Source organism: Pseudooceanicola onchidii, assembly GCF_004959925.1.
Lineage (GTDB): Bacteria > Pseudomonadota > Alphaproteobacteria > Rhodobacterales > Rhodobacteraceae > Pseudooceanicola > Pseudooceanicola onchidii.
On the sequence record NZ_SPUW01000003.1, the window covers coordinates 24635 to 49462 of the forward strand.

Genomic DNA, 24828 nt, shown 5'->3' on the forward strand with positions numbered 1-24828 from the left:
TCATAAACGGCATTGCCCCGGCGGCAAACGAAAGTTGAAACAATCCGGAAGAATAAGATGCCCCGAGTTTTGATCGCGGATGATGACGTTGAATATCTTTCTGTTTTTCAAAACGGGATCGAGATGCTTGGCCACGAAGTTTCCGTTGCGTCGTCGGCAGATCAGATGCGCGTTTTGCTCGAGGACCGAGAATTCGACATAGTTTTCGTGGACGTAGTCATGCCCGGTGGCGGAGCAGTTACACTTGTACACGAGATCTTTGCGGTCGACCCAACCCTGCCGATCGTCGTCATTTCGGGTCAGTCCTTGCTATTCGACACGCCGCTATTGAAGGATGGTCTGCGCATGGCGCGGGCTGTGTTAAGGAAATCTGCATCTCTGCAGGATATCAACGCGACGATCCTGAAATACGTGACGTAAGCGTTTCTGGGCGAATTGCATTTCGGCGATGTTTCGACAGGTAGGGGGAAATGGTAACGGTCGCACCACCTATAGCGAACGGCACGCCGGAAATGCTGGCGCGCCTTTGGTCATGGTGGCTCGCCATGGCTGTGCTCGTCTTGGCAGTTGCCAACCTGTTGCTCGGGTGGGGCCTCGGGCTGACTCTCCTCGTGCGCGGTGGCGACGCCATGGCGGCGATGGTGCCGGTCACCGGTGCGTGTTTCCTGGCGCTGGCGCTTGGTCAGATCCTGATCGTCGCGGCGCCTGCGGCGGGGGGAACTGCGCGTGCCCTGGCCATCGCCGCCCCGGTATTGGCGTGGGTGAACCAGGTGATCTTCATGCTGAACCTGTCGCCGGACGCGCCCGGTGATCGCATGTCCATCGCAACGGCCGTGTTCGTGACGCTGATCGGGGCGGCGCAGATCATGGACCTGTCCCGGCGGCTGCCGCTCGTGCTTTTGCTGACGGCGATCGCGGTTTCATTGGGCGGGGTCGTGGCGTTCCTGTTCGACGTCCAGGAACTTGAACAATATTCGTTGTTCAGGGGGCTGTCGATCCACACGTCCTGGGCGGTGTTCCTGTTGGCGCTGTCGGGCTTGTTGCTGCACCACGAGGTGCCTGCGGTCGAGGTGCTGTTTTCCTCGAACCCCGAGGGGCGGATGGCGCGGCGGTTCATGGCACCCGCCCTGCTGGTTCCGATCGGCCTGACGCTGGCGGGTGACCATATGACCGACATGGGATGGATCGGTCCGAAGGCCCGGCTGGCCCTGCTGGCCGTTGCATTGACGGCCGTGACCCTGTCGCTGGTGTTGAGTGTCGCGCTTTATCAGAAGCGTCTGGGCCAGCAGGAAAATCGGGTCCTCAAGATGCTGGAGCTGATCCTGGAAGGGTTGGACACGGGGGTGGTCGTGCTGGGGGAGGACGGCGCGGCGGTTCTGACGAACCCGCGGCTGCACGACCTGATCGGCGACCAGTCCGCCAGCACCTGGTTGAAGACGGCAGATTTCCGGGGTCTTGAAAGCGGCGCTGAATTGACCGGGAACGCCCATCCGGTACGGCGGGCGCAATGGGGCGAAGGGGCGGTCATGGCGGCCTGGCGACGGCCGGACGGCAAGGAACTTGTGTTGCAGTTCATGGCCTTCGACGCCGGACTTGATGCACTCGGCAGCGGTCGGCGAGTGATCTCGGTGAACGACATGACGGACGCCTGGACGCTGCGCGCGACCATGGCGCAGACGGAACGGATGAACGCCGTGGCGCAGCTGGCCTCGGGCGTCGCGCACGAGGTCACGAATATCTTCGGGATCATCAAGCTGGCCGTGGGGACTGCCGAACTGATCGCGCCGACCAGCACTCCCGATCAATATGCGACGATCCTGAATGCCTGCCGGCGGGGCGGGGACCTGGCGGAACGGCTGCAGCGGCTCTCGGTCACTTCCTCCGGGCTCCGCCGGACCTTCGACATCGTGGCCGCGGTAATCGCCGCTACGGATCTGGCCGAACGCGGTCTGCCACGCGGCGTGGTCCTGGCGCGCGACCTCCCCGAGGAGGAGATCGCCGTGACCTGTGATCCGACGGATATCGAAATGGCGTTGCTGAACCTGGTGTTGAACGCGCGCAATGCGATCGTCGAAGGTGCCGGGCGGGGCGCGATCGCGGTCCGTGTCCGGCGTGTCGGGCAAGAGGTCACGCTCAGCGTGTCCGACGATGGGCCGGGATTCGACCCCGCGCTGATCGAGCACCTGAAGGAACCGCAGGTCACCACGCGGGGCGCGGTCGGCGGCACCGGGTTCGGTCTGGCCCTGATCGACAGCTTCGCGCGGGAAACCGGTGGCCGGTTGGAGCTCTCGATCGGTGACGGCGGCGGGGCCGTGGCGCAATTGACCTTGCCGGTCGCCCGAAACACCTCGCCGCAGGAGCTGCCGCCCCGGCCGACACCCGTGGATCTGACCGGTATCCAGATCCTAATCGTGGAAGGGCACGAGACGCTGAAGGGCATGCTGCGTGCGTCCTTGACCACGTTGAATGCGCTGGCGACGGATGCGGCGGATGCGGAAGATGCACTCAACCTGCTTGAGAACAAGGGGCGGTTCGACGTCCTGATCACGGCACTGCGGATCGAGGGCGAGATGGACGGCGTGGTGCTGGCGAAAACCGCGCAGGCGCGGCATCCCGGGTTGGAGGTGATCTTTGTGACATCCGACCGGGCGGTCGGGGATGCGTCCGATCTGCCGGGGCCGGTCTTGCACAAACCTGTCAATCTGGGCCTGCTGTCGCAGACGGTATCCGGGCTTGCGCGGGCCGATCAGGACAGGTCGTAGGTCTGACGGAAGGTGCGCAGGTCGGCCCCCGAAAGAGGCCGGTCGAAGGCGTATCCCTGGGCCAGCGGACAGCCAAGCGCCCGCAGTGTCGCGATCTGCTGCTGGGTCTCGATGCCCTCGGCGATGACCGTCAGCCCCAGGCTGTCGCACATCGACAGCACGGCCTCGAGCACGGCGCGATCGCGGTCGCCTCCGGCCAGGCCATCGACGAAGAACTTGTCGATTTTCACCATGTCGACGGGCCAGTTGGCGACGTGCCGCAGCCCGCCGTACCCCGTGCCAAAGTCGTCGAGGGCGATCAGCGCGCCACGGGCCCGCAACTCCTTGAGAGATCTGAAGATCTGGCCGTTGGGTTCGCCCAGCATCGTCTGTTCTGTCACTTCGATTGTCAGGCGGGCCCAGTCGAACCCGGTGTCGGCCACGGCATGCTGAACCTCGAAGGCAAACTCGGGGTTCATTAGGTCGAAGAAGGTCACGTTCAGCGCCAGCCTGAGCGGCAGGCCGGTCGGGGTCACGGCGTCGGCATAGTCGCGGAAGGCGGCATGCATGACGGTGCGGGTCATCAGTTCGGCCATGGTATGGTCGCGGAAGATGGCCGAAAATTCGGACGGCTCGAGGTTTTGTCCTGACTTGCTGCGCCAGCGCGCGAGGATTTCGAACCCGCTGCAGGCGCCGGTGTTCAGATCGACCACGGGCTGGAAGTAAGGCCGGATATCACCATCCGCCACGGCCGCGTGGAAGCGCCGGGACAGGTCGGCACTGTTGTAGCGGCGGTGCTGGCTGGGCTGGTAGATCGCGCTGAAACTGCGCCCGGATTCCTTGGCGGCATAGAGCGCGGCGTCGGCGTGGGCATAGAGCGTCGGATAATCCTCGCCATGATCGGGGTACTGGCAGGCGCCGATGCTGATCTTGCCGAGATCGGGTTTGCCCAGCATCGCGCTGGCCCGCTGGATCGCCGTCCGGCTTCGGGTCAGCAACCCTTCGAGATAGGGGCGCCCGCTGGACGGGATCGGGGTAAGGACGCCGAATTCATCCCCGCCGAGCCGCCCGATGATGCTGCCATCGGGAAAGGCCGAGCGCAGCGCACGGGAGATCGTCTTGAGATACAGGTCCCCGAACTGGTGGCCATACAGATCGTTGATCAGCTTGAAGTGGTCGATATCCAGCGCCACGAAGGCCGCATTCGACAATCCGCTTTCAAGCCGGGAGCGCACCTTTTCCTCGAACGAGGCCGAGTTTTCCAACTGCGTCAGCGGGTCGATTTCCGCGATCCGCTGCAGGCGTGCGGCATGGTTGGCCAGGGTCACCACCTCGAGCGCGAGGTCGGACAGGCCATCATGCGCCGTCCAGATCATTTCCGCGCAGCGCGTCATGTGGCTGCAGATGTCGACGGTGGCCTGAAGATTGCCGTTACCGGCGTGCAGGGCGAAGGCCAGGACGCCATGGGACCGGTCGCGTTGCCCGGCGAAGGGAAAGACCACGAGGATGTAGTCTGAGCCATGCAGCCGGACCTGCCGGGTCCGGCAGGGGCGTCCTGTCTTGAACCGCTGCGCGGTCTCGGCGTGATCGTCCTGATCGGTGTCGAGGCAGAATTCCTGCAGCGCCCGGTCGATCGGTCCTTCATCGGTCAGGGTGATCGGGTGGCTGCGATCCGCGGTGGGATCGCTGTAGATCAGCACCGCCGTGGCGGCGGCGGAGGTGGCGGATTGTGCGGTTTCGCGAATGACGGACATGAGAGGTTCAAGCTCTCGGCCGGTCAGTTCGATGTCGAATGTGCTGTCGTCGGTGATCGTGACGGTCATTGCATCCCCTGCCTATGCGAGCGCCGGTATCGGGATCATACCTCAATCGGCATGAGCGTTCATCATTTGGTCAGAATGCTTAAAGATCTGTTAACGAACCGTGCGGTGGCGGGGCTCATGCGGGGTCGCCGTCAGCCAGACGCCACCTTCGGGGCGCAGGGTGATGATCATCACGGGCTTGGGTTTGCGCCCCTCAACCTGTTGAAAATGAAAGCGGGACAGAAGCGTCGACAGGATGATGACCGCCTCTTGCAGGGCAAACCCCATGCCGATGCAGATGCGGGGGCCGTCGCCGAAGGGCAGATAGCCATAACGGTCGACGGGCGTGCCATTGGCAAAGCGCGCCGGGTCGAAGGCATCGGGTTTGTCCCACAGCAGGCGGTTCCGATGCAGCGCATAGACCGGGACCATCACCGTATCGCCGGGGCGGATTTCCCGGTCGCACAGCGTGTCCGCGGCCCGGGCGGTGCGCGACAGCAGGCCCGCGGGGGGATAGAGGCGCAGGGTCTCGTCAACGATCTGGCGGGTCAGCGGCAGGTTCGGCAGGTCGTTCATCGTGGCGGCGCGTCCCTGCAATACGCCGCGCGCTTCCTCGGCCGCCGCGCGCTGGATGTCGGGGGCAAAGGCACAGAGATAGAGCGCCCAGCCAAGGGTCAGTGCCGTCGTCTCGTGCCCCGCGACGATGAAGGTCAGCAGGTTGTCGCGGATTTCGGGGGTGCGCATCTGCCGCTGGGTCTCGGGATCCTGCCCGGCCATCAACAGGTCCAGCAGGTCGGGCACGCTGCGGCCTTGGCCCTTGCGCCGGTCGGCGATGGCGTCATCGGCGACCTGTTTCATGCGGGTGACGGCGTTGCCTGACAGGATGCGTCCGGGGCGGGGCACCCACCCGGGCATCCCAATGATATCGAACAGGGAAACGCGCCCGGCCACATCGATATAACTGTCGATGGCCCGGTGCATGGCGGCGCGGTCGAAATGCTGTTCGCCCGACAGCGTCGTGTCGGAAATCACGTCGAAGGTGGTGCGCACCATCTCGTCATAGACGTTGACCGCGCGGGGGCTGGCGGCGGCGATGCGGTCGGCGGCGGCTTCGGCGGCGGCGGTCATGACCGGGGCGAGGTTGGCAATGTTGCGCGGCGAAAAGGCCGGGGCGGCAGCGCGGCGCTGCCAGCGCCAATGCGGCCCCTCGGCGATGAACAGGCTTTCGCCGATCGCGGGGCGCAGCAGGTTCTTGGTGACCACGGACTTCGGATAGTCTTCGACCTTCTCAAGCAGGACGCGCCGCAGCGCGGTCGGGTCCATCACCATGTGCCAGCGCGCACCGGTCTTGCCGGAGACCATCGGCTGGCGCACCGCAAGCTCGGGCAGGATGTCCAGCAGATTGGCCCGGGCGGCCCTGAGGCTGCCGAAAAGGCCAAGTGGCCGGGTGACCAGAGGGGCCTTCACCGGCTCGGCCAGAGGGGCGGTTTCGGGGTGCATCGCGGTGTCGGTCATCGGCGGCTCGGGCTGCGGACGGGCGGGGGTGGTTCGGAAAAGATAGGTGCGGCGGGGCGGGACGGCAACTTTCGAGCGTGGGGAAGGATTTGCAACGGCGGCGGGCATCGTCTATCCGGGTTCAGCCTGTTCACGCGCTTCAAGGAGCCCCGCATGATCCGTCATATCGCCGCTCTCATGCTTCTGATGCTGGCTGCGGCCTGCACCAGCACTGCCGACCTCAACGAGGCTCCGGCCGATCTGGGCAACTTCCGCCTGGGCCATAATGTCGTCGTCGCCTCGAAGGCGCGGCAATCGGCGCTGTCGCGTGGTGCGACGCAGGAAGAATGGGTGGCCTCGCTGACCGACGCGGTGGCCGAGCGGTTCGGGCGGTACGAGGGCGACCGTCTGTACCACATCGGCATTTCCGTCGAAGGCTATTCGATCGCGCCCGCCGGGGTGCCGCTGGTGGTGTCGCCGAAAAGCGTGCTGATCATCCGCGTGACGCTGTGGGATGACGCGCTGGGCAAGAAGCTGAATTCCGAGGCCAAGCAGTTCACCGTGTTCGAATCCCTCACCGGGGACACGCTTGTCGGGTCGGGCATCACGCAGACCAAGGAAGAGCAGATGCAGAACCTGTCGCGCAACGCGGCCAAGGTGATCCAGACCTGGATGCTGGAAAATCCCGAATGGTTCCCGGGCCTTGGAGAGACCAAGCCTGCCGCCGCCGCGACCGTGACCGAAGAGCCAGCACCGGCGGTCGCCGAGGGTTAACATTCCGTTCGCGGCTTGAATAATCGTCCCGAACCCCTTACATCGCCGCCGAAGTAAAACCGGGCTCTGGCGGCCCCCCAATCCACGAGGCTCCTGAGGAAGATGGGTAAGGAAAAGTTTGAACGCGGCAAACCGCACTGCAACATCGGCACCATCGGTCACGTTGACCACGGCAAGACGACGCTGACGGCGGCGATCACCAAGTATTTCGGTGACTTCAAAGCCTACGACCAGATCGACGGCGCACCGGAAGAAAAAGCCCGCGGCATCACCATTTCCACCGCACACGTGGAATATGAAACCGACGCGCGTCACTACGCCCACGTCGACTGCCCCGGCCACGCCGACTACGTCAAGAACATGATCACCGGTGCCGCCCAGATGGACGGCGCGATCTTGGTCGTGAACGCAGCCGACGGCCCGATGCCCCAGACGCGCGAGCACATCCTGCTTGGCCGTCAGGTCGGTATCCCCGCCATGGTCGTGTTCATGAACAAGGTTGACCAGGTCGACGACGAGGAACTCCTCGAGCTCGTCGAGATGGAAATCCGTGAACTGCTGTCCGAGTACGACTTCCCGGGCGACGATATTCCGATCATCGCGGGCTCCGCCCTGCACGCCATGAACGGCACCGAGCCGCAGATCGGCGAAGAGAAGATCAAGGAACTGATGGCTGCCGTGGACGAGTACATCCCGCAGCCCGAGCGTGCCGTTGACCAGCCCTTCCTGATGCCGATCGAAGACGTCTTCTCGATCTCGGGTCGTGGTACGGTTGTGACCGGTCGTGTCGAGCGTGGCATCGTGAACGTCGGCGACGAACTGGAAATCGTCGGCATCAAGGACACCACCAAGACGACCTGCACCGGCGTGGAAATGTTCCGCAAGCTGCTGGACCGTGGGGAAGCTGGCGACAACATCGGTGCCCTGCTGCGTGGTATCGACCGTGAAGCGGTCGAGCGTGGCCAGGTTCTGTGTAAGCCGGGTTCGGTGAAGCCGCACAAGAAGTTCGAAGCCGAGGTCTACATCCTGACCAAGGAAGAAGGCGGCCGTCACACTCCGTTCTTCGCGAACTACCGTCCGCAGTTCTACTTCCGGACCACCGACGTGACCGGCACCGTGACCCTTCCCGAGGGCACCGAGATGGTCATGCCCGGCGACAACCTGAAGTTCGCGGTTGAGCTGATCGCGCCGATCGCCATGGAAGACGGCCTGCGTTTCGCAATCCGCGAAGGCGGCCGGACCGTTGGTTCGGGCGTCGTGTCCAAGATCGTCGAGTGATCGACGGACGGTGCGTGCCAGCACGCACCCTACGTAAAGCTGAAACGCCGCCCTTTCCGGGGCGGCGTTTTGCCGTTCCTTGACCCGGCGCGCCACGAGCCTTACCTAGGGGGCAACCGATGGAGGGTGCCGTGGACCAGTAACTGAATTTCCCTTTTCTCACGAAATGACAGGAGTTCAGAATGCCGGTATCCCCCGACAGCGTCTTCATGGACGCGACCCTCACCCATCCCCTAACCCTGCCTGACGGTTCCGTTTATACGAATACGGTCTGGCTGAAATCGGTGATCGACCATCCCAATATCCACGTGGGCGACTTCACCTATTACAATGATTTCGACCCCGTGACCGATTATGCCGCCCGGATCGCGCCCTACCTGCATCCCGGCGGGCCCGAGCATCTGCACATCGGGCGCTATTGCCAGTTCGCGCATGGCACGCGGTTCATCACCTCTTCGGCCAACCACCCGCTTGAGTGGTTCACGACCTATCCCTTCGCCGTGTTCGATCCCGACCAGATGCCTTATTTCGCGAAGGAATTCGCGCGGGGGCAGGACACGCGCATCGGTCATGACGTCTGGATCGGGCACAATGCGATGATCCTGCCGGGCGTGACGATCGGCAATGGCGTGATCGTCGGCGCGGGTGCCGTGGTGGCGCGGGATGTGCCGGACTGGTCAATCGTGGTCGGAAACCCCGGCCGGGTCGTCCGCCGCCGGTTCGACGAGGACACCTGCGCGGCGCTCGATGCACTGGCCTGGTGGGACCGCCCGCCCGAGGAGGTGCGCGATCTGGTGCCGCTGCTGGCCTCGGGGGATGTCGCCGCGCTCAGGGCGGTGGTCTAGGTCGCGACCCAACCGGCGCGGCCCGGCGTGGTTTTCCCTTTCCCCGCCGGGCCGATGCCCTAATCTGACCCTCCCGACCCGCAGCCCAGGACAGGACCATGCCCGACGCCAGCCCCATCCTCTTCGCCTATGCGCTGAACGGCCCGCAAAGCGGCCAGAAGCTGAGCGGCGACGACATCGATCGCACCCTGCGCGAAGATACCCTGGGCTGGGTGCATCTGAAGGCCGATCACCACCAGGCCGAGGACTGGATCGCCGATCACATGCCCTACCTGGACGAAACGATCCCCGAGGCGCTGACCACGGCCTCGACCCGCAGCCGGGCCAGCCGGATCGGCAAGGGGGTTCTTGCCGTGCTGCGTGGCGTCAACCTGAACGAGGGCAAGGATCCCGAGGACATGGTTGCCATTCGCATCTGGGCGGAACGGGCACGGATCGTCACCCTGTCGCGTCAGCGGGTGCGCGCCTTGGAAGACATCGCGACTGAGATCGCAGCGGGGGAGGGGCCCGAGACCGCAGGCGAATTCCTGGCGCGGCTGGCCGAACTGCTGAACGCGCGGCTCGAGCCGATGATCGCGGATCTCGACGCGGAAACCGATGCGCTGGAAACCCAGGTGATCGGCGACCCGGACCAGGACCTGCGGCACCGGATTGTCGCGATGCGCCTGCAGGTGATCGAGTTGCGCCGCCACGCCGCGCCGCAACGCGAGGCGCTGCAGCGGCTCGAAGGCGATGATTTCGAGATCTTTTCCGACGTCGACCGCCGCCACATGCGCGAGGCGCGGGAAAAACTGGTGCGGCTGGTGGAAAACCTGGACGAGATGAAGGACAGCCTTGCGGTCCTGCGCGAAGAGCTTTCGGGCCAGATCTCGGACCGGCTGAACCGGCACATGTACATCCTGTCGATCCTGTCGGCGATCTTCCTGCCTCTTGGCTTCCTTACGGGCCTTCTGGGGATCAACGTCGGCGGCATGCCGGGGGCCGACAATCCGATGGCCTTCTGGCTGGTCTGCGGCGGGCTGGGGATCGTGGTGCTGATCCAGATCGCGATCCTGCGCCGGGCCAGGTGGCTGTGACGGGGGAAGATCCCGGAAATCGCGCGACGGCATCGAAAACCCGCTTGATCTTGTCCGGCGGCTGACCTATCCCACGACACGGCCTAGGGGTATAGCTCAGTTGGTAGAGCATCGGTCTCCAAAACCGAGGGTCGTGGGTTCGAGTCCCTCTGCCCCTGCCAGCCGTCAATCCGAAATCGCTACGACCCGCAGGTCCCCGGCTTCATCTTGCCGGAAATACTCCGGGAGGTCCGGAGGGCAGCGCCCTCCGCCGCGACGCGCATCACGGGCGCCACGTTCGCCTTGAATTCGCGGGCTCCAGCCGTTATGTGACCGGCCACGGCACCGACGCCCCAATGACGGAAGACCCAATGGCAAACCCGATCCAGTTCATCAACCAGACCCGTTCCGAGATCGCCAAGATCACCTGGCCGACCCGGCGGGAAGTGATGCTGACGACCGTGATGGTGTTCATCATGGCGGCGCTGACCTCGGTCTTCTTCGCGCTTGTCGACCTGCTCATCCGCAGCGGTCTGCAGGGGCTTCTCAGCATCTTCGGCTGACCGGGCGCCGCATTCGCCGTCAAAGTCTTGCCTTGGCGGTGCGAAATCGGTAGGTGACGCCTACTCCCCCGACATGGCCAGCGACGATTCGAGTTCAGCGGCCCCGTGTTTCGGGGATGGCCCGATCGGGCGGACGTAATTGAGGCAACCGGCATGGCCCGGGGAAGAAGGATCGTAGCGAGATGGCGAAGCGGTGGTACTCGGTCAGTGTTCTGTCGAATTTCGAGAAGAAGATCGCGGAGCAGATCCGGACCTCGGTTGCCGAGCAGGGTCTTGAGGACGAAATCGAAGAAGTGCTGGTCCCGACCGAAGAGGTGATCGAGATCCGGCGCGGCAAGAAGGTCACGACCGAACGCCGCTTCATGCCCGGCTACGTGCTGGTGCGGATGGAGATGTCGGACCAGGGCTACCACCTGATCAACTCGATCAACCGCGTCACCGGTTTCCTGGGGCCGCAGGGCCGCCCGATGCCGATGCGTGACGCCGAGGTCGCCGCGATCCTGGGCCGCGTGGCCGAGGGCGAGGAAACCCCGCGCACCCTGATCCACTTCGAGATCGGCGAGAAGGTCAAGGTCAACGACGGTCCGTTCGAGGACTTCACCGGCATGATCGAGGAAGTCGACGACGACAACCAGCGCCTGAAGGTGTCGGTGTCGATCTTCGGCCGCGAGACCCCGGTCGAGCTGGAATTCACCCAGGTGACCAAGCAGGGCTGACACGCCCCGCGATCCGGACACGAAGAAGGGGCCCGCGGGCCCCTTTTGCTTGTGCCGGTGGTGGCGGTGATCAGTCCGTGTCGGACGTGTTCGCGGCCCAGATCGGGGTGCCGTTGAAGGTCGTGTAGCGCGGCGTCGCCTTGCGGCCGCGCTCCAGCCAGGCGGCATGGGCCTCGGCGCGGGCGATGGCCTCGTCCGTCAGGCGCAGGTCCGGGCGGTTTTCCGACAGACGCGCATAAAGCTCCAGCCCGCGGGTCGAGATGATCGGCGTCACCGAATGCTGCAGACGCCATGTGCCGGAATTGATCCGCGCCACGATCCGCGCGGCCAGGGTCACCAGGGCCGGGGCAGACGTCGGGTCAGGGAAGACACGGAGCAGGATGGCGAAGCCGACCCAGAAGTCGGTTTCGGGGTGTTCAGCGATCTCGGCCAGGGCCTGCAGGTCGGCGGTCCTGCTGCGGCTCCACAGGCGGGTCATGACCAGTTCGGCCAGGTCTTCGTGACCGGCAAAGGGCACGGCGGCACTGAACAGGTCGGGGCGTTCGTCAAGCAGGTGGTCCAGGTAATCGACGGCCTCGTAACACCGGCGCGGAGCAGGGGCCGCATCCAGAATGCGCGCGGGGAACTGGTCTGTAAGTAGGGTCATGATCGTTAACGTCTCGAGATCAAAAAAGTTCAGCGTGTTAAAGAAGGTTAATGTGGCGGCCAGATGGCCGGACCGGGCTAATACGATGACGGTTCAATGGGGCCTGCAGACCAGATTCGCGCGAGGGATGCCAGTGCGGGTCGGATGACTTGCAATATGGGGCTGTCGGGTGTATCCGGCCGCCCTGTCGTGCGGGCATCGATTCCGCGCGGCGGATTCCCGTGGGAGGCGAGGGCGACGCGTTGTCCGGACCTGACCACACGACGAAAGCCACTGGAACGCGTTCCAGTGGCGTTGGAAAGGAGAAGGCCAATGGCCAAGAAACTGATCGGCAGCCTCAAGCTGCAAGTGCCCGCCGGGCAGGCAAACCCGTCCCCGCCCGTGGGCCCCGCGCTGGGTCAGCGCGGCATCAACATCATGGAATTCTGCAAGGCGTTCAACGCCAAGACGCAGGAAATGGAGCCCGGCGCGCCGTGCCCGACCGTGATTTCCTACTACCAGGACAAATCCTTCACGATGGAAATCAAGACGCCGCCCGCGTCTTACTACATCAAGAAGGCGGCCAAGCTGAAATCCGGTTCGAAAGAGCCCGGTAAGTCGGTTGCCGGCCACATCACTGTCGCCCAGGTGAAAGAGATCGCCGAAGCGAAGATGAAGGATCTGAACGCCAACGACATCGAAGGCGCGATGCAGATCATCCTGGGCTCCGCCCGCTCCATGGGCATCGAGGTGAAGTAAGATGGGAAAGATTGGTAAGCGCACGATCGCTGCTCGCGAAGCTTTCGCCGGCAAGGAAGACATCTCGGTCGAAGACGCCGTTGCCCTGATCAAGGCCAACGCTTCGGCCAAGTTCGACGAAACCATCGAGATCGCGATGAACCTGGGCGTCGACCCGCGTCACGCCGACCAGATGGTTCGTGGCGTCGTCGGTCTGCCGAACGGCACCGGCAAGGACGTTCGCGTCGCTGTTTTCGCCCGTGGCCCCAAGGCTGACGAAGCGAAAGAAGCTGGTGCGGACATCGTTGGCGCCGAAGACCTGATGGAAACCATCCAGGGCGGCACGATCGATTTCGACCGCTGCATCGCAACCCCGGACATGATGCCGATCGTCGGCCGTCTGGGTAAGGTGCTTGGCCCGCGTAACCTGATGCCGAACCCCAAGGTCGGCACGGTGACCATGGACGTCGCGGATGCCGTCAAGGCAGCCAAGGGCGGTGAAGTCCAGTTCAAGGCCGAAAAGGCCGGTGTCGTGCACGCAGGTGTCGGCAAGGCGTCCTTCGACGATGCCAAGCTGATCGAGAACATCCGCGCCTTCGTGGATGCCGTCTCCAAAGCCAAGCCCGCGGGCGCGAAAGGCACCTACATGAAGAAGGTGTCCCTGTCGTCCTCCATGGGCCCGGGCGTGTCGGTGTCGATCGAAAGCGCGACCGGCAACTGATCCGCGCGATCAACGGATAGGGAAGGGGCGTGCCGCTGGCGCGCCCCTTTTCATTTGGTCGGATTGGTGGGGGCGGGGGACTCATTTTCTCCACATTCTGGGGGTAGCTTTTCGCAAAAAGGCAGGCACATGAGCACCGATACCCCTCTCTCCCGGCCCGCGTTGCGGTTGCTGCCCCGGTCGCGGCTGACCGTGGGCACCATTCTGCGTGAACCGGTCGAGACGGTCGTGCGCTTCGTGGCGTGGTACCTGGCGCAGGAGGCCGACCGGATCGTGCTGTGCTTTGACGATCCTGCCGATCCGGCCGCCGATCTGATGTCCGGGGTCAGCCGGGTCGAGGTCATCCGCTGCACGACCGAGTTCTGGCAGAGGCTCGGCCTGGATCCGGCCGCGCGGTTCACCAAGCGACAGAACGCCGCGATGAGCCATGTCTACGACACGGTCTGCGGTGGCTGGTTCCTGAACGTCGACAGTGATGAACTGCTTCACCTGGACGGGCGGACGCTGGCCGAGGAAGTCCAGGCCCAGCCCAAGGATGTCCCGACCTTCCGGGTGGAGCCGGTCGAACACCTGCAGACCCCGGACAGCCCCGGGCACCATTTCCGGTGCCTGATGAAGCCCTGGATGCAGCGGCGGGTCTATGGCGACCTGGCCCCGGCGATGAAGGTGCGGGCCGGGCTGATGGGGCATGTGCACGGCAAGTCCTGCACCCGCGCCGGGTTGCCCGGCGTGACCCTGCGCCAGCATTGGGCGCAAGGCGCGGGCGGCGATCCGATCGAAGGTCCGGTGCTGGGCCGGGCCGAGGGCGCGCATCTGTTGCACTTCGTCGACCAGGGGTTCGAGACCTGGCGGGCCAAGCTGCCCTGGCGGCTGTCGTCGCGCGGGTTCCGCGGCCCGATCCGCGAGGTCATCTCCGCGGCCCTGGATCTGCCGGATCCCGTGCCGGAACTGCGCCGACTTTATGATCTGTTCTTCGTCTTCGATCGCGACAGGCTGGATCTGCTGGGCGAGGTGCGCGCGCGCTTGGATCTGGACGTGACCCCCGACGACCTGATTGGCCCGCAGTTGGGCAGCGAATTGCTGTTCTCGACCCTGCGCGCCGGGGCAGGGGGCACAGAAGAGGCCGATCTGGTCGATGTCGAGCTTGCGCCGCTGTCCTTCGACTTTGCCGACCGCCCGCAGCGTCGGCTCGTGTAACGGCGGGCTGTCGCCGGGGCGGGGTCGGCGGTTTGCCGCGCCACGTTTTTTTGCTGCACCTGCGCGTGAAACGTGTTATTTTCCGTAACCATACAAAGCGACGTTGCGGTGCCGTTCCGGTGCGACGTCCCTTTCCGGGTGAAGTGAAGTCGAAAAGGTCTTCACTTTCCTTTTGCGATTCACTAAACCGCCACCTGTTGTTGCCCCGGATTCGGGGCCAATGACGATTCGTCCGAGACGGTGGGTTGGAGAGATCCTGTAATTCCTGCCTGAGACGGGTAAGACCCAGATTTCTTCGGTGGCTCCAGTAGAGCACCCGGGGCGAGATTGGACGGACCCGTAAGGACCCGAATAGTCGGGGCTTTATGTCCCGGCTGAACTGAGCCGGAGGGTCTGACCCTCCACTACTTGGAGTGAAACTGTGGATAGAGCCCAGAAAGAGAAAGTGGTCGACGAGCTCGGCCAGATCTTCGAAAGCTCTGGCGTTGTCGTGGTTGCCCACTACACCGGCCTCACGGTTGCTGAGATGCAGACACTGCGCGCAAAGGCTCGTGAAGCCGATGCAAGCGTCCGCGTCGCCAAGAACAGGCTTGCCAAGATCGCCCTGGACGGAAAGCCCTGCGAAAGCATCGGCTCGCTCCTGACGGGGATGACCGTTCTGACCTATTCCGAAGACCCCGTTGCAGCAGCAAAGGTGGCCGAGGACTTCGCCAAGGAAAACAAAAAGTTTGAGATCCTTGGCGGTGCAATGGGTGAGAACGCTCTTGACCGTGCCGGCGTTGAAGCCGTGTCGAAGATGCCGTCCCGCGAGGAGCTTATCGCTTCCATCGTCGGCTGCATCGGCGCACCCGCTTCGAACATCGCCGGGGCAATTGGCGCACCTGCTTCGAACATCGCCTCCATCCTGTCCACGATCGAGGACAAGGCGGCGTAAGCAACCTGAGATACGGCGTAGGGTTGAACACCTTAACGTTGGAACACATCTAAAGATACGGAAACAGTAAAATGGCTGATCTGAAGAAACTGGCAGAAGAGATCGTTGGTCTGACGCTTCTCGAAGCACAAGAACTGAAAACCATCCTGAAAGACGAGTACGGCATCGAGCCCGCAGCTGGCGGCGCTGTCATGATGGCCGGCCCCGCAGGCGGCGACGCCGGTGGCGCAGCTGAAGAAGAAAAGACCGAATTCGACGTCATCCTGAAGTCGGCCGGCGCTTCCAAGATCAACGTGATCAAAGAAGTCCGCGGCATCACCGGTCTGGGCCTGAAAGAAGCCAAAGAGCTCGTCGAAGCTGGTGGCAAGGCCGTCAAAGAAGGCGCGTCCAAGGCGGAAGCCGAAGAGATCAAAGCCAAGCTGGAAGCAGCTGGCGCAGAGATCGAACTCAAGTAATCGGGGCGTAGGCGGTGCGTGCCAGCACGCACCCTACGCGACGTTTATCAGGCTGAATCCGGGAAATCCGGGTTCAGCCGAACCTGTCTCAGAGAGGGCTTTTGCGAAAGCCCTGCCTAAGGCGAGGTTCACAGGATCGGGAGGCCACCATACGGGAGGTGGCCAGGCATGGATCCGAACCCCCTGTTTCGAAAAGGGCGCAGTGCCGGGCCCGACGGCATTTGCGTTCTGATGTGAAACGAAAGGTGACTTACGTCATGGCTCAGACCTTCCTCGGTCAGAAACGTCTTCGGAAATATTACGGCAAGATCCGTGAAGTTCTCGAAATGCCGAACCTCATTGAGGTTCAGAAAGCGTCCTACGATCTGTTCCTGAAATCCGGCGACCAGCCCCAGCCGCTTGACGGCGAAGGCATCATGGGCGTGTTCCAGTCGGTTTTCCCGATCAAGGACTTCAACGAGACCTCGATCCTCGAATTCGTGAAATACGAGCTTGAGAAGCCGAAGTACGACGTCGAGGAATGTCAGCAGCGCGACATGACCTACGCGGCCCCGCTGAAGGTCACCCTGCGCCTGATCGTGTTCGATATCGACGAAGACACCGGTGCCAAGTCGGTCAAGGACATCAAGGAACAGGACGTCTTCATGGGCGACATGCCCCTGATGACCCCGAACGGGACGTTCATCGTGAACGGCACCGAGCGCGTGATCGTGTCCCAGATGCACCGTTCGCCGGGCGTGTTCTTCGACCACGACAAGGGCAAGACCCATTCCTCGGGCAAGCTTCTGTTCGCCTGCCGCATCATCCCGTACCGCGGCAGCTGGCTGGACTTTGAATTCGACGCGAAAGACATCGTCTTCGCCCGCATCGACCGTCGCCGGAAGCTTCCGGTCACGACCCTGCTGTATTCCCTTGGTCTCGACCAGGAAGACATCATGGATGCGTATTACACCACCGTCGACTACAGCCTGCGCCGCGGCCAGGGCTGGGTGACCAAGTTCTTCCCCGAGCGCGTTCGTGGCACGCGCCCGACCTATGACCTGGTCGACGCCGACACCGGTGAAGTGATTGCCGAAGCCGGCAAGAAGGTGACCCCGCGCGCCGTCAAGAAGCTGATCGACGAAGGCAAGGTCCAGAACCTGCTGGTGCCGTTCGACCGCATCGTCGGCAAGTTCGTCGCGAAGGACATCATCAACGAAGAAACTGGCGCGATCTACGTCGAAGCCGGTGACGAGTTGACGCTGGAATACGACAAGGACGGCGAGATCACCGGCGGTTCCCTGCAGGAGCTGCTGGAAGCGGGCATCACCGATATCCCGGTCCTCGACATCGACAACGTCAGCGTCGGTCCGTACATCCGCAACACCATGGCGGCAGACAAGAACATGAACCGCGACACCGCGCTCATGGACATCTACCGCGTGATGCGTCCGGGTGAACCGCCGACCGTCGAAGCCGCGTCGGCCCTGTTCGATCAGCTGTTCTTCGACAGCGAACGCTACGACCTGTCGGCCGTGGGTCGCGTGAAGATGAACATGCGTCTTGCGCTGGATGCGGAAGACACGCAGCGGACCCTGCGCCGCGAAGACATCGTCGCCTGTATCAAGGCGCTGGTCGAACTGCGCGACGGCCGTGGCGAAGTGGACGACATCGACCACCTTGGCAACCGTCGTGTCCGCTCTGTCGGCGAACTGATGGAAAACCAGTATCGCGTCGGGCTGCTTCGCATGGAGCGCGCGATCAAGGAACGCATGTCCTCGGTCGAGATCGACACGGTCATGCCGCAGGACCTGATCAACGCGAAACCGGCGGCTGCGGCTGTCCGCGAATTCTTCGGCTCTTCGCAGCTGTCGCAGTTCATGGACCAGACCAACCCGCTGTCCGAAGTGACGCACAAGCGTCGTCTTTCCGCGCTTGGGCCGGGCGGTCTGACCCGCGAACGCGCTGGCTTTGAGGTGCGCGACGTTCACGCCACGCACTATGGCCGGATGTGCCCGATTGAAACGCCGGAAGGCCCGAACATCGGTCTGATCAACTCGCTGGCGACCTTCGCCCGCGTGAACAAGTATGGCTTCATCGAAACCCCGTACCGCCGGGTCGAGAACGGGCATGTCACCGACGAGGTGAAGTACATGTCCGCGACCGAGGAAATGCGTCACACCGTGGCGCAGGCGAACGCCAACCTCGACGAAAACGGCAACTTCCAGAACGAACTGGTCAACACCCGTCAGCAGGGGGAATACACCCTTGCCCCGCGTGAAAACGTGGACCTGATCGACGTGTCGCCCAAGCAGTTGGTGTCCGTCGCGGCCTCGCTGATCCCGTTCCTGGAAAACGACGACGCCAACCGCGCCCTGATGGGCTCGAACATGCAGCGTCAGGCGGTTCCGCTTCTGCGGGCCGAGGCGCCGCTGGTCGGCACCGGGATCGAAGGCAAGGTCGCCATCGACTCGGGCGCGGCCATCCAGGCCACGCGCGCCGGTGTCATCGACCAGGTCGATGCACAGCGTATCGTGATCCGGGCGACCGAAGACCTTGAACTGGGTGACGCGGGCGTGGACATCTATCGTCTGCGCAAGTTCCAGCGGTCGAACCAGAACACCACCATCAACCAGCGTCCGCTGGTGAAGGTCGGTGACACGGTCGAGAAGGGCGAAGTCATCGCGGATGGTCCGTCCACGGACATGGGTGAACTGGCGCTCGGCAAGAACGTCGTCGTCGCCTTCATGCCCTGGAACGGCTACAACTACGAAGACTCCATCCTGATCTCGGAACGGATCGCAAAGGACGACGTGTTCACCTCGATCCACATCGAGGAATTCGAAGTCGCCGCGCGTGACACGAAGCTTGGGCCGGAAGAAATCACCCGCGACATCCCGAACGTCGGCGAGGAAGCCCTGCGCAACCTCGACGAAGCGGGCATCGTCTACATCGGCGCTGACGTCGAGCCGGGCGATATCCTCGTGGGCAAGATCACTCCGAAGGGCGAAAGCCCGATGACGCCGGAAGAAAAGCTTCTGCGCGCCATCTTCGGGGAAAAGGCGTCGGACGTCCGTGACACCTCGCTTCGCGTCAAGCCGGGCGACTACGGGACCGTCGTCGAAGTGCGCGTCTTCAACCGCCATGGCGTGGAGAAAGACGAACGTGCACTGCAGATCGAGCGCGAGGAAATCCAGCGCCTGGGCCGTGACCGGGACGACGAACTCGTCATCCTCGACCGGAACATCTATGCGCGTCTGAAGGACCTGATCCTCGGCAAGGTTGCCGTGAAGGGTCCGAAGGGCGTCAAGGCAAATTCGACCATCGACGAAGAGCTTCTGGCGACCCTGCCGCGCTCGCATTGGTGGCAGCTGGCCCTCGCCGAGGACCAGGACGCCCAGATCGTCGAAGCCCTGAACGAGCAGTACGAGGCGCAGAAACGTGCCCTCGACGCCCGCTTCGAGGACAAGGTCGAAAAGGTCCGCCGCGGCGACGATCTGCCCCCGGGCGTGATGAAGATGGTCAAGGTCTTCATCGCCGTGAAGCGCAAGCTTCAGCCGGGCGACAAGATGGCGGGTCGTCACGGGAACAAGGGTGTGATTTCGCGCGTGGTGCCGATGGAGGACATGCCGTTCCTTCAGGATGGTACCCCGGTCGACTTCTGCCTCAACCCGCTTGGCGTGCCGTCGCGCATGAACGTCGGTCAGATCCTTGAAACCCACATGGGCTGGGCCGCACGCGGTCTGGGTATCCAGGTGGACGACGCACTGGGTGAATACCGCCGCACCGGCGACATGACCCCGGTCAAGGACGCGCTGAAGATCGTCTATGGTGAAGACGTCTATGACGAAGGCTTCGCCAACATGGACGACGATCAGATGATCGAGGCAGCCAGCAACGTGACGCGCGGTGTGCCGATCGCAACGCCGGTCTTCGACGGTGCCAAAGAGGCGGACGTGAACGACGCGCTGGCGCGCGCCGGGTTCGACACCTCGGGTCAGTCGGTGCTGTACGACGGCCGGACCGGCGAGCAGTTCTCGCGCAAGGTCACGGTCGGTGTGAAGTACCTGCTCAAGCTGCACCACCTTGTCGACGACAAGATCCACGCCCGTTCGACGGGGCCGTACTCGCTCGTCACCCAGCAGCCGCTTGGTGGTAAGGCGCAGTTCGGTGGTCAGCGCTTCGGTGAGATGGAAGTCTGGGCTCTGGAAGCCTATGGCGCCGCCTACACCCTGCAGGAGATGCTGACGGTGAAGTCGGACGACGTGGCCGGCCGGACGAAGGTCTATGAATCGATCGTCAAGGGCGAGGACAACTTCGAAGCGGGCGTTCCCGAGAGCTTTAACGTTCTCGTCAAGGAAGTCCGCGGCCTCGGCCTGAACATGGAACTCCTGGACGCGGAGGGAGAGGAATAAGGCGCATGCCTTTGGGCGGTCTTCGGATCGCCCGCCCTCATCCCTCCCGCCCTGTCATCTAGGAAAAAGACATGAACCAGGAACTGACCAACAACCCGTTCAACCCTCTGGCCCCCCAGAAGGTCTTTGACGAAATCAAGGTGTCGCTGGCATCGCCCGAGCGGATCCTCTCGTGGTCCTACGGCGAGATCAAGAAGCCCGAGACCATCAACTACCGGACCTACAAGCCCGAGCGCGACGGCCTGTTCTGCGCCCGTATCTTCGGGCCGATCAAGGACTACGAATGCCTCTGCGGCAAGTACAAGCGGATGAAGTATCGCGGCGTCGTCTGCGAGAAATGCGGTGTGGAAGTTACGCTGCAGAAGGTCCGCCGCGAGCGTATGGGCCACATCGAACTGGCGGCCCCCGTCGCGCACATCTGGTTCCTGAAGTCGCTTCCGTCGCGGATCGGCCTTCTGCTGGACATGACCCTGCGTGATCTGGAGCGCGTGCTCTACTTTGAGAACTACGTCGTGATCGACCCAGGCCTGACCGACCTGACCGAAGGCCAGATGCTGACGGAAGAAGAGTTCATGGATGCGCAGGACGCCTATGGCGGCGACGCGTTCCAGGCGAACATCGGCGCCGAAGCCATCCGCGAGATGCTGGCCAAGATCGACCTCGAATCCGAGGCCGAGCACCTGCGCGCGGAACTGGCCGAAGCCACCGGCGAGCTGAAGCCCAAGAAGATCATCAAGCGGCTCAAGGTCGTGGAATCCTTCCTGGAATCCGGCAACCGTCCCGAGTGGATGATCCTGACCGTGATCCCCGTGATCCCGCCGGAACTGCGCCCGCTGGTTCCGCTGGACGGCGGCCGCTTTGCGACCTCCGACCTCAACGACCTCTATCGTCGTGTGATCAACCGGAACAACCGTCTGAAGCGTCTGATCGAACTGCGCGCGCCCGACATCATCGTCCGTAACGAAAAGCGGATGCTGCAGGAGTCGGTTGATGCGCTGTTTGACAACGGCCGTCGCGGCCGCGTCATCACGGGCCAGAACAAGCGCCCGCTGAAGTCGCTGTCGGACATGCTGAAAGGTAAGCACGGCCGCTTCCGTCAGAACCTTCTGGGTAAGCGCGTCGACTTCTCGGGTCGTTCGGTCATCGTGACCGGTCCGGAGCTCAAGCTGCACCAGTGCGGCCTGCCCAAGAAGATGGCGCTCGAACTCTTCAAGCCGTTCATCTACTCGCGTCTGGAAGCCAAGGGCCTGTCCAGCACCGTGAAACAGGCGAAGAAGCTGGTGGAAAAAGAGCGTCCCGAGGTCTGGGACATCCTTGACGAGGTCATCCGTGAACACCCGGTTCTGCTGAACCGCGCGCCCACGCTGCACCGTCTTGGCATCCAGGCGTTCGAACCTACGCTGATCGAAGGCAAGGCCATCCAGCTGCACCCGCTCGTCTGTTCGGCGTTCAACGCCGACTTCGACGGCGACCAGATGGCTGTCCACGTGCCGCTGAGCCTCGAGGCGCAGCTGGAAGCGCGCGTCCTGATGATGTCGACGAACAACGTTCTGTCGCCCGCCAACGGCGCGCCGATCATCGTTCCGTCGCAGGATATGATCCTTGGTCTCTACTACACGACCATCGCCCGCGAGGGGATGAAGGGCGAAGGCATGACCTTCTCCTCCATCGACGAAGTCCAGTACGCGCTGGACACCGGCGCCGTGCACCTGCACGCGAAAATCACCGCCCGCCTTCCGCAGATCGACGAAGAGGGCAACGAGGTGATGATGCGGTTCGAAACCACCCCGGGCCGCGTGAGGCTGGGTGCGCTTCTGCCGATGAACGCCAAGGCGCCGTTCGAACTGGTCAACCGTCTGCTTCGCAAGCGCGAAGTGCAGCAGGTCATCGACACCGTCTACCGGTATTGCGGTCAGAAAGAGTCGGTCATCTTCTGTGACCAGATCATGACCATGGGCTTCCGCGAAGCGTTCAAGGCCGGGATCTCCTTCGGCAAGGACGACATGGTCATCCCCGACAACAAGTGGGACCTCGTCGAGGAAACCCGCGAACAGGTCGCGGATTTCGAACAGCAGTACATGGACGGCCTGATCACCCAGGGCGAAAAGTACAACAAGGTTGTCGATGCCTGGTCGAAGTGTAACGACAAGGTCACCGAGGCCATGATGTCGACCATCTCGGCCGTCAAGCATGACGACGCCGGTGCAGAACAGGAACCGAACTCGGTCTACATGATGGCGCACTCCGGTGCGCGGGGCTCGGTCACGCAGATGAAACAGCTGGGCGGGATGCGCGGCCTGATGGCGAAGCCGAACGGCGACATCATCGAGACGCCGATCATCTCGAACTTCAAGGAAGGTCTGACCGTGTTGGAGTACTTCAACTCCACCCACGGTGCCCGTAAGGGTCTGTCGGATACCGCTCTGAAGACGGCGAACTCGGGCTACCTGACCCGGCGTCTGGTCGACGTGGCGCAGGACTGCATCGTGCGCGAAGTCGACTGCGGCACCGACCGTGCCGTGACCGCCGAAGCTGCCGTCAACGACGGTGAGGTGGTTGCGACCATCGGGGAACGCGTCCTGGGTCGTGTTGCGGCCGAAGACGTGCTGATCCCCGGCACCGAAGAGGTTCTGGTGCCGAAGGGCACGCTGATCGACGAACGCACCGCCGACTCGATCGAAGAGGCCAACGTCCAGACCATGCGCATCCGGTCGCCGCTGACCTGTGAAGCGGAAGACGGTGTCTGCGCCATGTGCTATGGCCGTGACCTTGCGCGCGGTACGATGGTGAACCAGGGCGAAGCCGTGGGTATCATCGCGGCACAGTCGATCGGTGAGCCGGGCACGCAGCTGACGATGCGGACCTTCCACATCGGCGGCGTGGCCCAGGGTGGTCAGCAGTCCTTCCTCGAAGCCTCGGTCGACGGCACCGTGTCGTTCGAATATCCCCAGCTTCTGGACAACGCCAATGGCGAGACGCTCGTCATGGGCCGGAACATGAAGCTGCGGATTCTCGACGACAACGGCGACGAACGTGCCAGCCACAAGCTGGGCTACGGTACCAAGATCTTCGTCAAGGACGGCGAAAAGATCACCCGCGGCACCAAGCTGTTCGAATGGGATCCCTACACCCTGCCGATCATCGCCGAGAAAGCGGGCCAGGTGCGCTATGTCGACCTCGTCACCGGTATCGCCGTGCGCGAGGACACCGACGAAGCGACCGGCATGACGCAGCGGATCGTGTCCGACTGGCGCGGCTCGCCGAAAGGCAACGAGCTCAAGCCGGAACTGCTGATCGTCGGTGACGATGGTGAGCCGGTGCGCAACGAAGCCGGTAACCCGGTGACCTACCCGATGTCCGTGGATGCCATCCTGTCTGTTGAAGACGGGGCCGACATCAAGGCCGGTGACGTCGTCGCGCGTATCCCGCGTGAAGGCGCCAAGACCAAGGACATCACCGGTGGTCTGCCGCGTGTGGCCGAACTGTTCGAAGCCCGTCGTCCGAAAGACCACGCCATCATCGCCGAGATCGATGGTTACGTCCGCTTCGGCCGCGACTACAAGAACAAGCGCCGCATCACGATCCAGCCGGCCGACGAGTCGATGGAAGCCGTCGAATACATGGTGCCCAAGGGCAAGCACATCCCGGTGCAGGAAGGCGACTTCGTGCAGAAGGGTGACTACATCATGGACGGCAACCCGGCGCCGCACGACATCCTTGCGATCATGGGCGTGGAAGCTCTCGCCGACTACATGATCAACGAGGTGCAGGACGTCTACCGACTGCAGGGCGTGAAGATCAACGACAAGCACATCGAGGTGATCGTTCGCCAGATGCTGCAGAAGTGGGAGATCTCGGACTCGGGCGACACGGTGCTGCTGAAGGGCGAAACGGTCGACAAGATCGAGTTCGACGAAGCGAACGAGAAGGCGCTGGCCCGCGGTGGCCGTCCGGCAGAGGGTCAGCCGATCCTGCTGGGTATCACCAAGGCGTCGCTGCAGACCCGGTCGTTCATCTCGGCGGCGTCGTTCCAGGAAACCACGCGCGTGCTGACCGAAGCTTCGGTTCAGGGCAAGCGCGACAAGCTGGTCGGCCTGAAAGAGAACGTGATCGTCGGTCGCCTGATCCCGGCCGGGACGGGTGGCGCCACGCAGCGCGTGCGCCGCATCGCGTCCGACCGCGACAACATCGTGCTGGAAGCGCGCCGTGAGGAGGCCGAACAGGCCGCCGCCCTGGCCGCTCCGATCCAGGAGGATGTCGTGGGTGGCGACGAGTTCGACACCTTCGTCGAAACGCCGGAAAGCCGCGACTGATCCGTAACTGGAATGCGTAAATTATCAGGCCCCCGGGGACACCCGGGGGCCTGATTGCTTTTGAGCAGGGGCTCTGCCCCCTTGGCCTGCGGCCAATTCCCCCGGGATATGAGAACCAGAGGAAGCCCGGACGCGCGCGCCCCTCTTCTTCTGGTCCGAAATACCTCGGGAGGTCTGGAGGGC

18 protein-coding genes and 1 tRNA gene are annotated in these 24828 nt (G+C 63.3%); 16 read left to right on the top strand and 3 right to left on the bottom strand.

The genetic code is table 11. The annotated features are described in order from the left end of the window. The first annotated feature begins 57 nt into the window (after positions 1-57). Positions 58-420: a response regulator gene (locus E4S58_RS12985; RefSeq protein ID WP_136636874.1), complete on the top strand. Its 363-nt coding sequence runs from the start codon at positions 58-60 to the stop codon at positions 418-420. 125 nt (positions 421-545) lie between these two features. Next, entirely contained in the window at positions 546-2762 is a 2217-nt protein-coding gene (locus tag E4S58_RS12990) for an ATP-binding protein (protein WP_169052672.1), read from the top strand. Here E4S58_RS12990 and E4S58_RS12995 read toward each other — a convergent pair. Both E4S58_RS12995 and E4S58_RS13000 read right to left on the bottom strand, forming a co-directional pair. After that, a complete protein-coding gene (locus E4S58_RS12995; protein WP_136636876.1) occupies positions 2747-4564 on the bottom strand; it encodes a putative bifunctional diguanylate cyclase/phosphodiesterase in 1818 nt (605 codons plus the stop codon). The genes E4S58_RS12990 and E4S58_RS12995 overlap by 16 nt on opposite strands. A 90-nt stretch (positions 4565-4654) precedes the next feature. Then, entirely contained in the window at positions 4655-6058 is a 1404-nt protein-coding gene (locus tag E4S58_RS13000) for a cytochrome P450 (protein WP_240789559.1), read from the bottom strand. Between the two features lie 153 nt (positions 6059-6211). Here E4S58_RS13000 and E4S58_RS13005 point away from each other — a divergent pair, with 153 nt between their 5' ends. From E4S58_RS13005 to nusG, 7 genes are all read left to right on the top strand, one after another. Then, complete coding sequence (locus E4S58_RS13005) at positions 6212-6811, top strand: hypothetical protein (protein WP_205965390.1); 600 nt, start codon at positions 6212-6214, stop codon at positions 6809-6811. Positions 6812-6913: 102 nt separating this feature from the next. Next, a complete protein-coding gene (gene tuf / locus E4S58_RS13010) occupies positions 6914-8089 on the top strand; it encodes an elongation factor Tu (RefSeq protein WP_136636877.1) in 1176 nt (391 codons plus the stop codon). Positions 8090-8271: 182 nt separating this feature from the next. After that, positions 8272-8934 carry a CatB-related O-acetyltransferase gene (locus E4S58_RS13015; RefSeq protein ID WP_205965391.1) on the top strand — a complete coding sequence of 221 codons (663 nt, stop codon included), beginning with the start codon at positions 8272-8274 and terminating at the stop codon, positions 8932-8934. A 98-nt stretch (positions 8935-9032) separates the two neighbouring features. Beyond that, on the top strand, positions 9033-10010 hold the full coding sequence (locus E4S58_RS13020) for a zinc transporter ZntB (protein WP_136636878.1): 978 nt from the start codon (positions 9033-9035) through the stop codon (positions 10008-10010). Positions 10011-10095: 85 nt separating this feature from the next. After that, positions 10096-10171 (top strand) — tRNA-Trp (locus E4S58_RS13025). A 189-nt stretch (positions 10172-10360) separates the two neighbouring features. Further along, a complete protein-coding gene (secE, locus tag E4S58_RS13030) occupies positions 10361-10552 on the top strand; it encodes a preprotein translocase subunit SecE (RefSeq protein ID WP_136636879.1) in 192 nt (63 codons plus the stop codon). Positions 10553-10734: 182 nt separating this feature from the next. Further along, complete coding sequence (nusG, locus tag E4S58_RS13035) at positions 10735-11268, top strand: transcription termination/antitermination protein NusG (RefSeq protein WP_136636880.1); 534 nt, start codon at positions 10735-10737, stop codon at positions 11266-11268. 70 nt (positions 11269-11338) lie between these two features. On the opposite strand, the gene E4S58_RS13040 is transcribed toward nusG, so the two are convergent. Then, positions 11339-11914, bottom strand: a complete 576-nt coding sequence (locus E4S58_RS13040; protein ID WP_136636881.1) for a hypothetical protein — start codon at positions 11912-11914, stop codon at positions 11339-11341. Positions 11915-12226: 312 nt separating this feature from the next. Between E4S58_RS13040 and rplK the strand changes: the two genes are divergently transcribed. The 7 genes from rplK to rpoC all read left to right on the top strand — a co-directional run bounded on the left by rplK (position 12227) and on the right by rpoC (position 24645). Further along, positions 12227-12652, top strand: a complete 426-nt coding sequence (rplK, locus tag E4S58_RS13045) for a 50S ribosomal protein L11 (RefSeq protein WP_136636882.1) — start codon at positions 12227-12229, stop codon at positions 12650-12652. 1 nt (position 12653) lies between these two features. Beyond that, positions 12654-13352, top strand: a complete 699-nt coding sequence (gene rplA / locus E4S58_RS13050; protein ID WP_136636883.1) for a 50S ribosomal protein L1 — start codon at positions 12654-12656, stop codon at positions 13350-13352. A 129-nt stretch (positions 13353-13481) separates the two neighbouring features. Next, positions 13482-14549 (top strand): glycosyltransferase family 2 protein, encoded by a 1068-nt coding sequence (locus E4S58_RS13055; protein WP_136636884.1) that lies wholly within the window; start codon positions 13482-13484, stop codon positions 14547-14549. A 421-nt stretch (positions 14550-14970) separates the two neighbouring features. Beyond that, positions 14971-15483, top strand: coding sequence for a 50S ribosomal protein L10 (gene rplJ / locus E4S58_RS13060; RefSeq protein ID WP_136636885.1), 513 nt, complete (start codon positions 14971-14973; stop codon positions 15481-15483). A gap of 71 nt (positions 15484-15554) precedes the next feature. Then, the gene (rplL, locus tag E4S58_RS13065) at positions 15555-15938 is read left to right on the top strand and encodes a 50S ribosomal protein L7/L12 (protein WP_136636886.1); all 384 of its coding nucleotides are present in this window, start codon (positions 15555-15557) and stop codon (positions 15936-15938) included. A 257-nt stretch (positions 15939-16195) separates the two neighbouring features. Further along, a complete protein-coding gene (gene rpoB / locus E4S58_RS13070) occupies positions 16196-20332 on the top strand; it encodes a DNA-directed RNA polymerase subunit beta (RefSeq protein WP_136636887.1) in 4137 nt (1378 codons plus the stop codon). Positions 20333-20403: 71 nt separating this feature from the next. Further along, complete coding sequence (gene rpoC / locus E4S58_RS13075; RefSeq protein WP_136636888.1) at positions 20404-24645, top strand: DNA-directed RNA polymerase subunit beta'; 4242 nt, start codon at positions 20404-20406, stop codon at positions 24643-24645. Positions 24646-24828 lie beyond the last annotated feature (183 nt).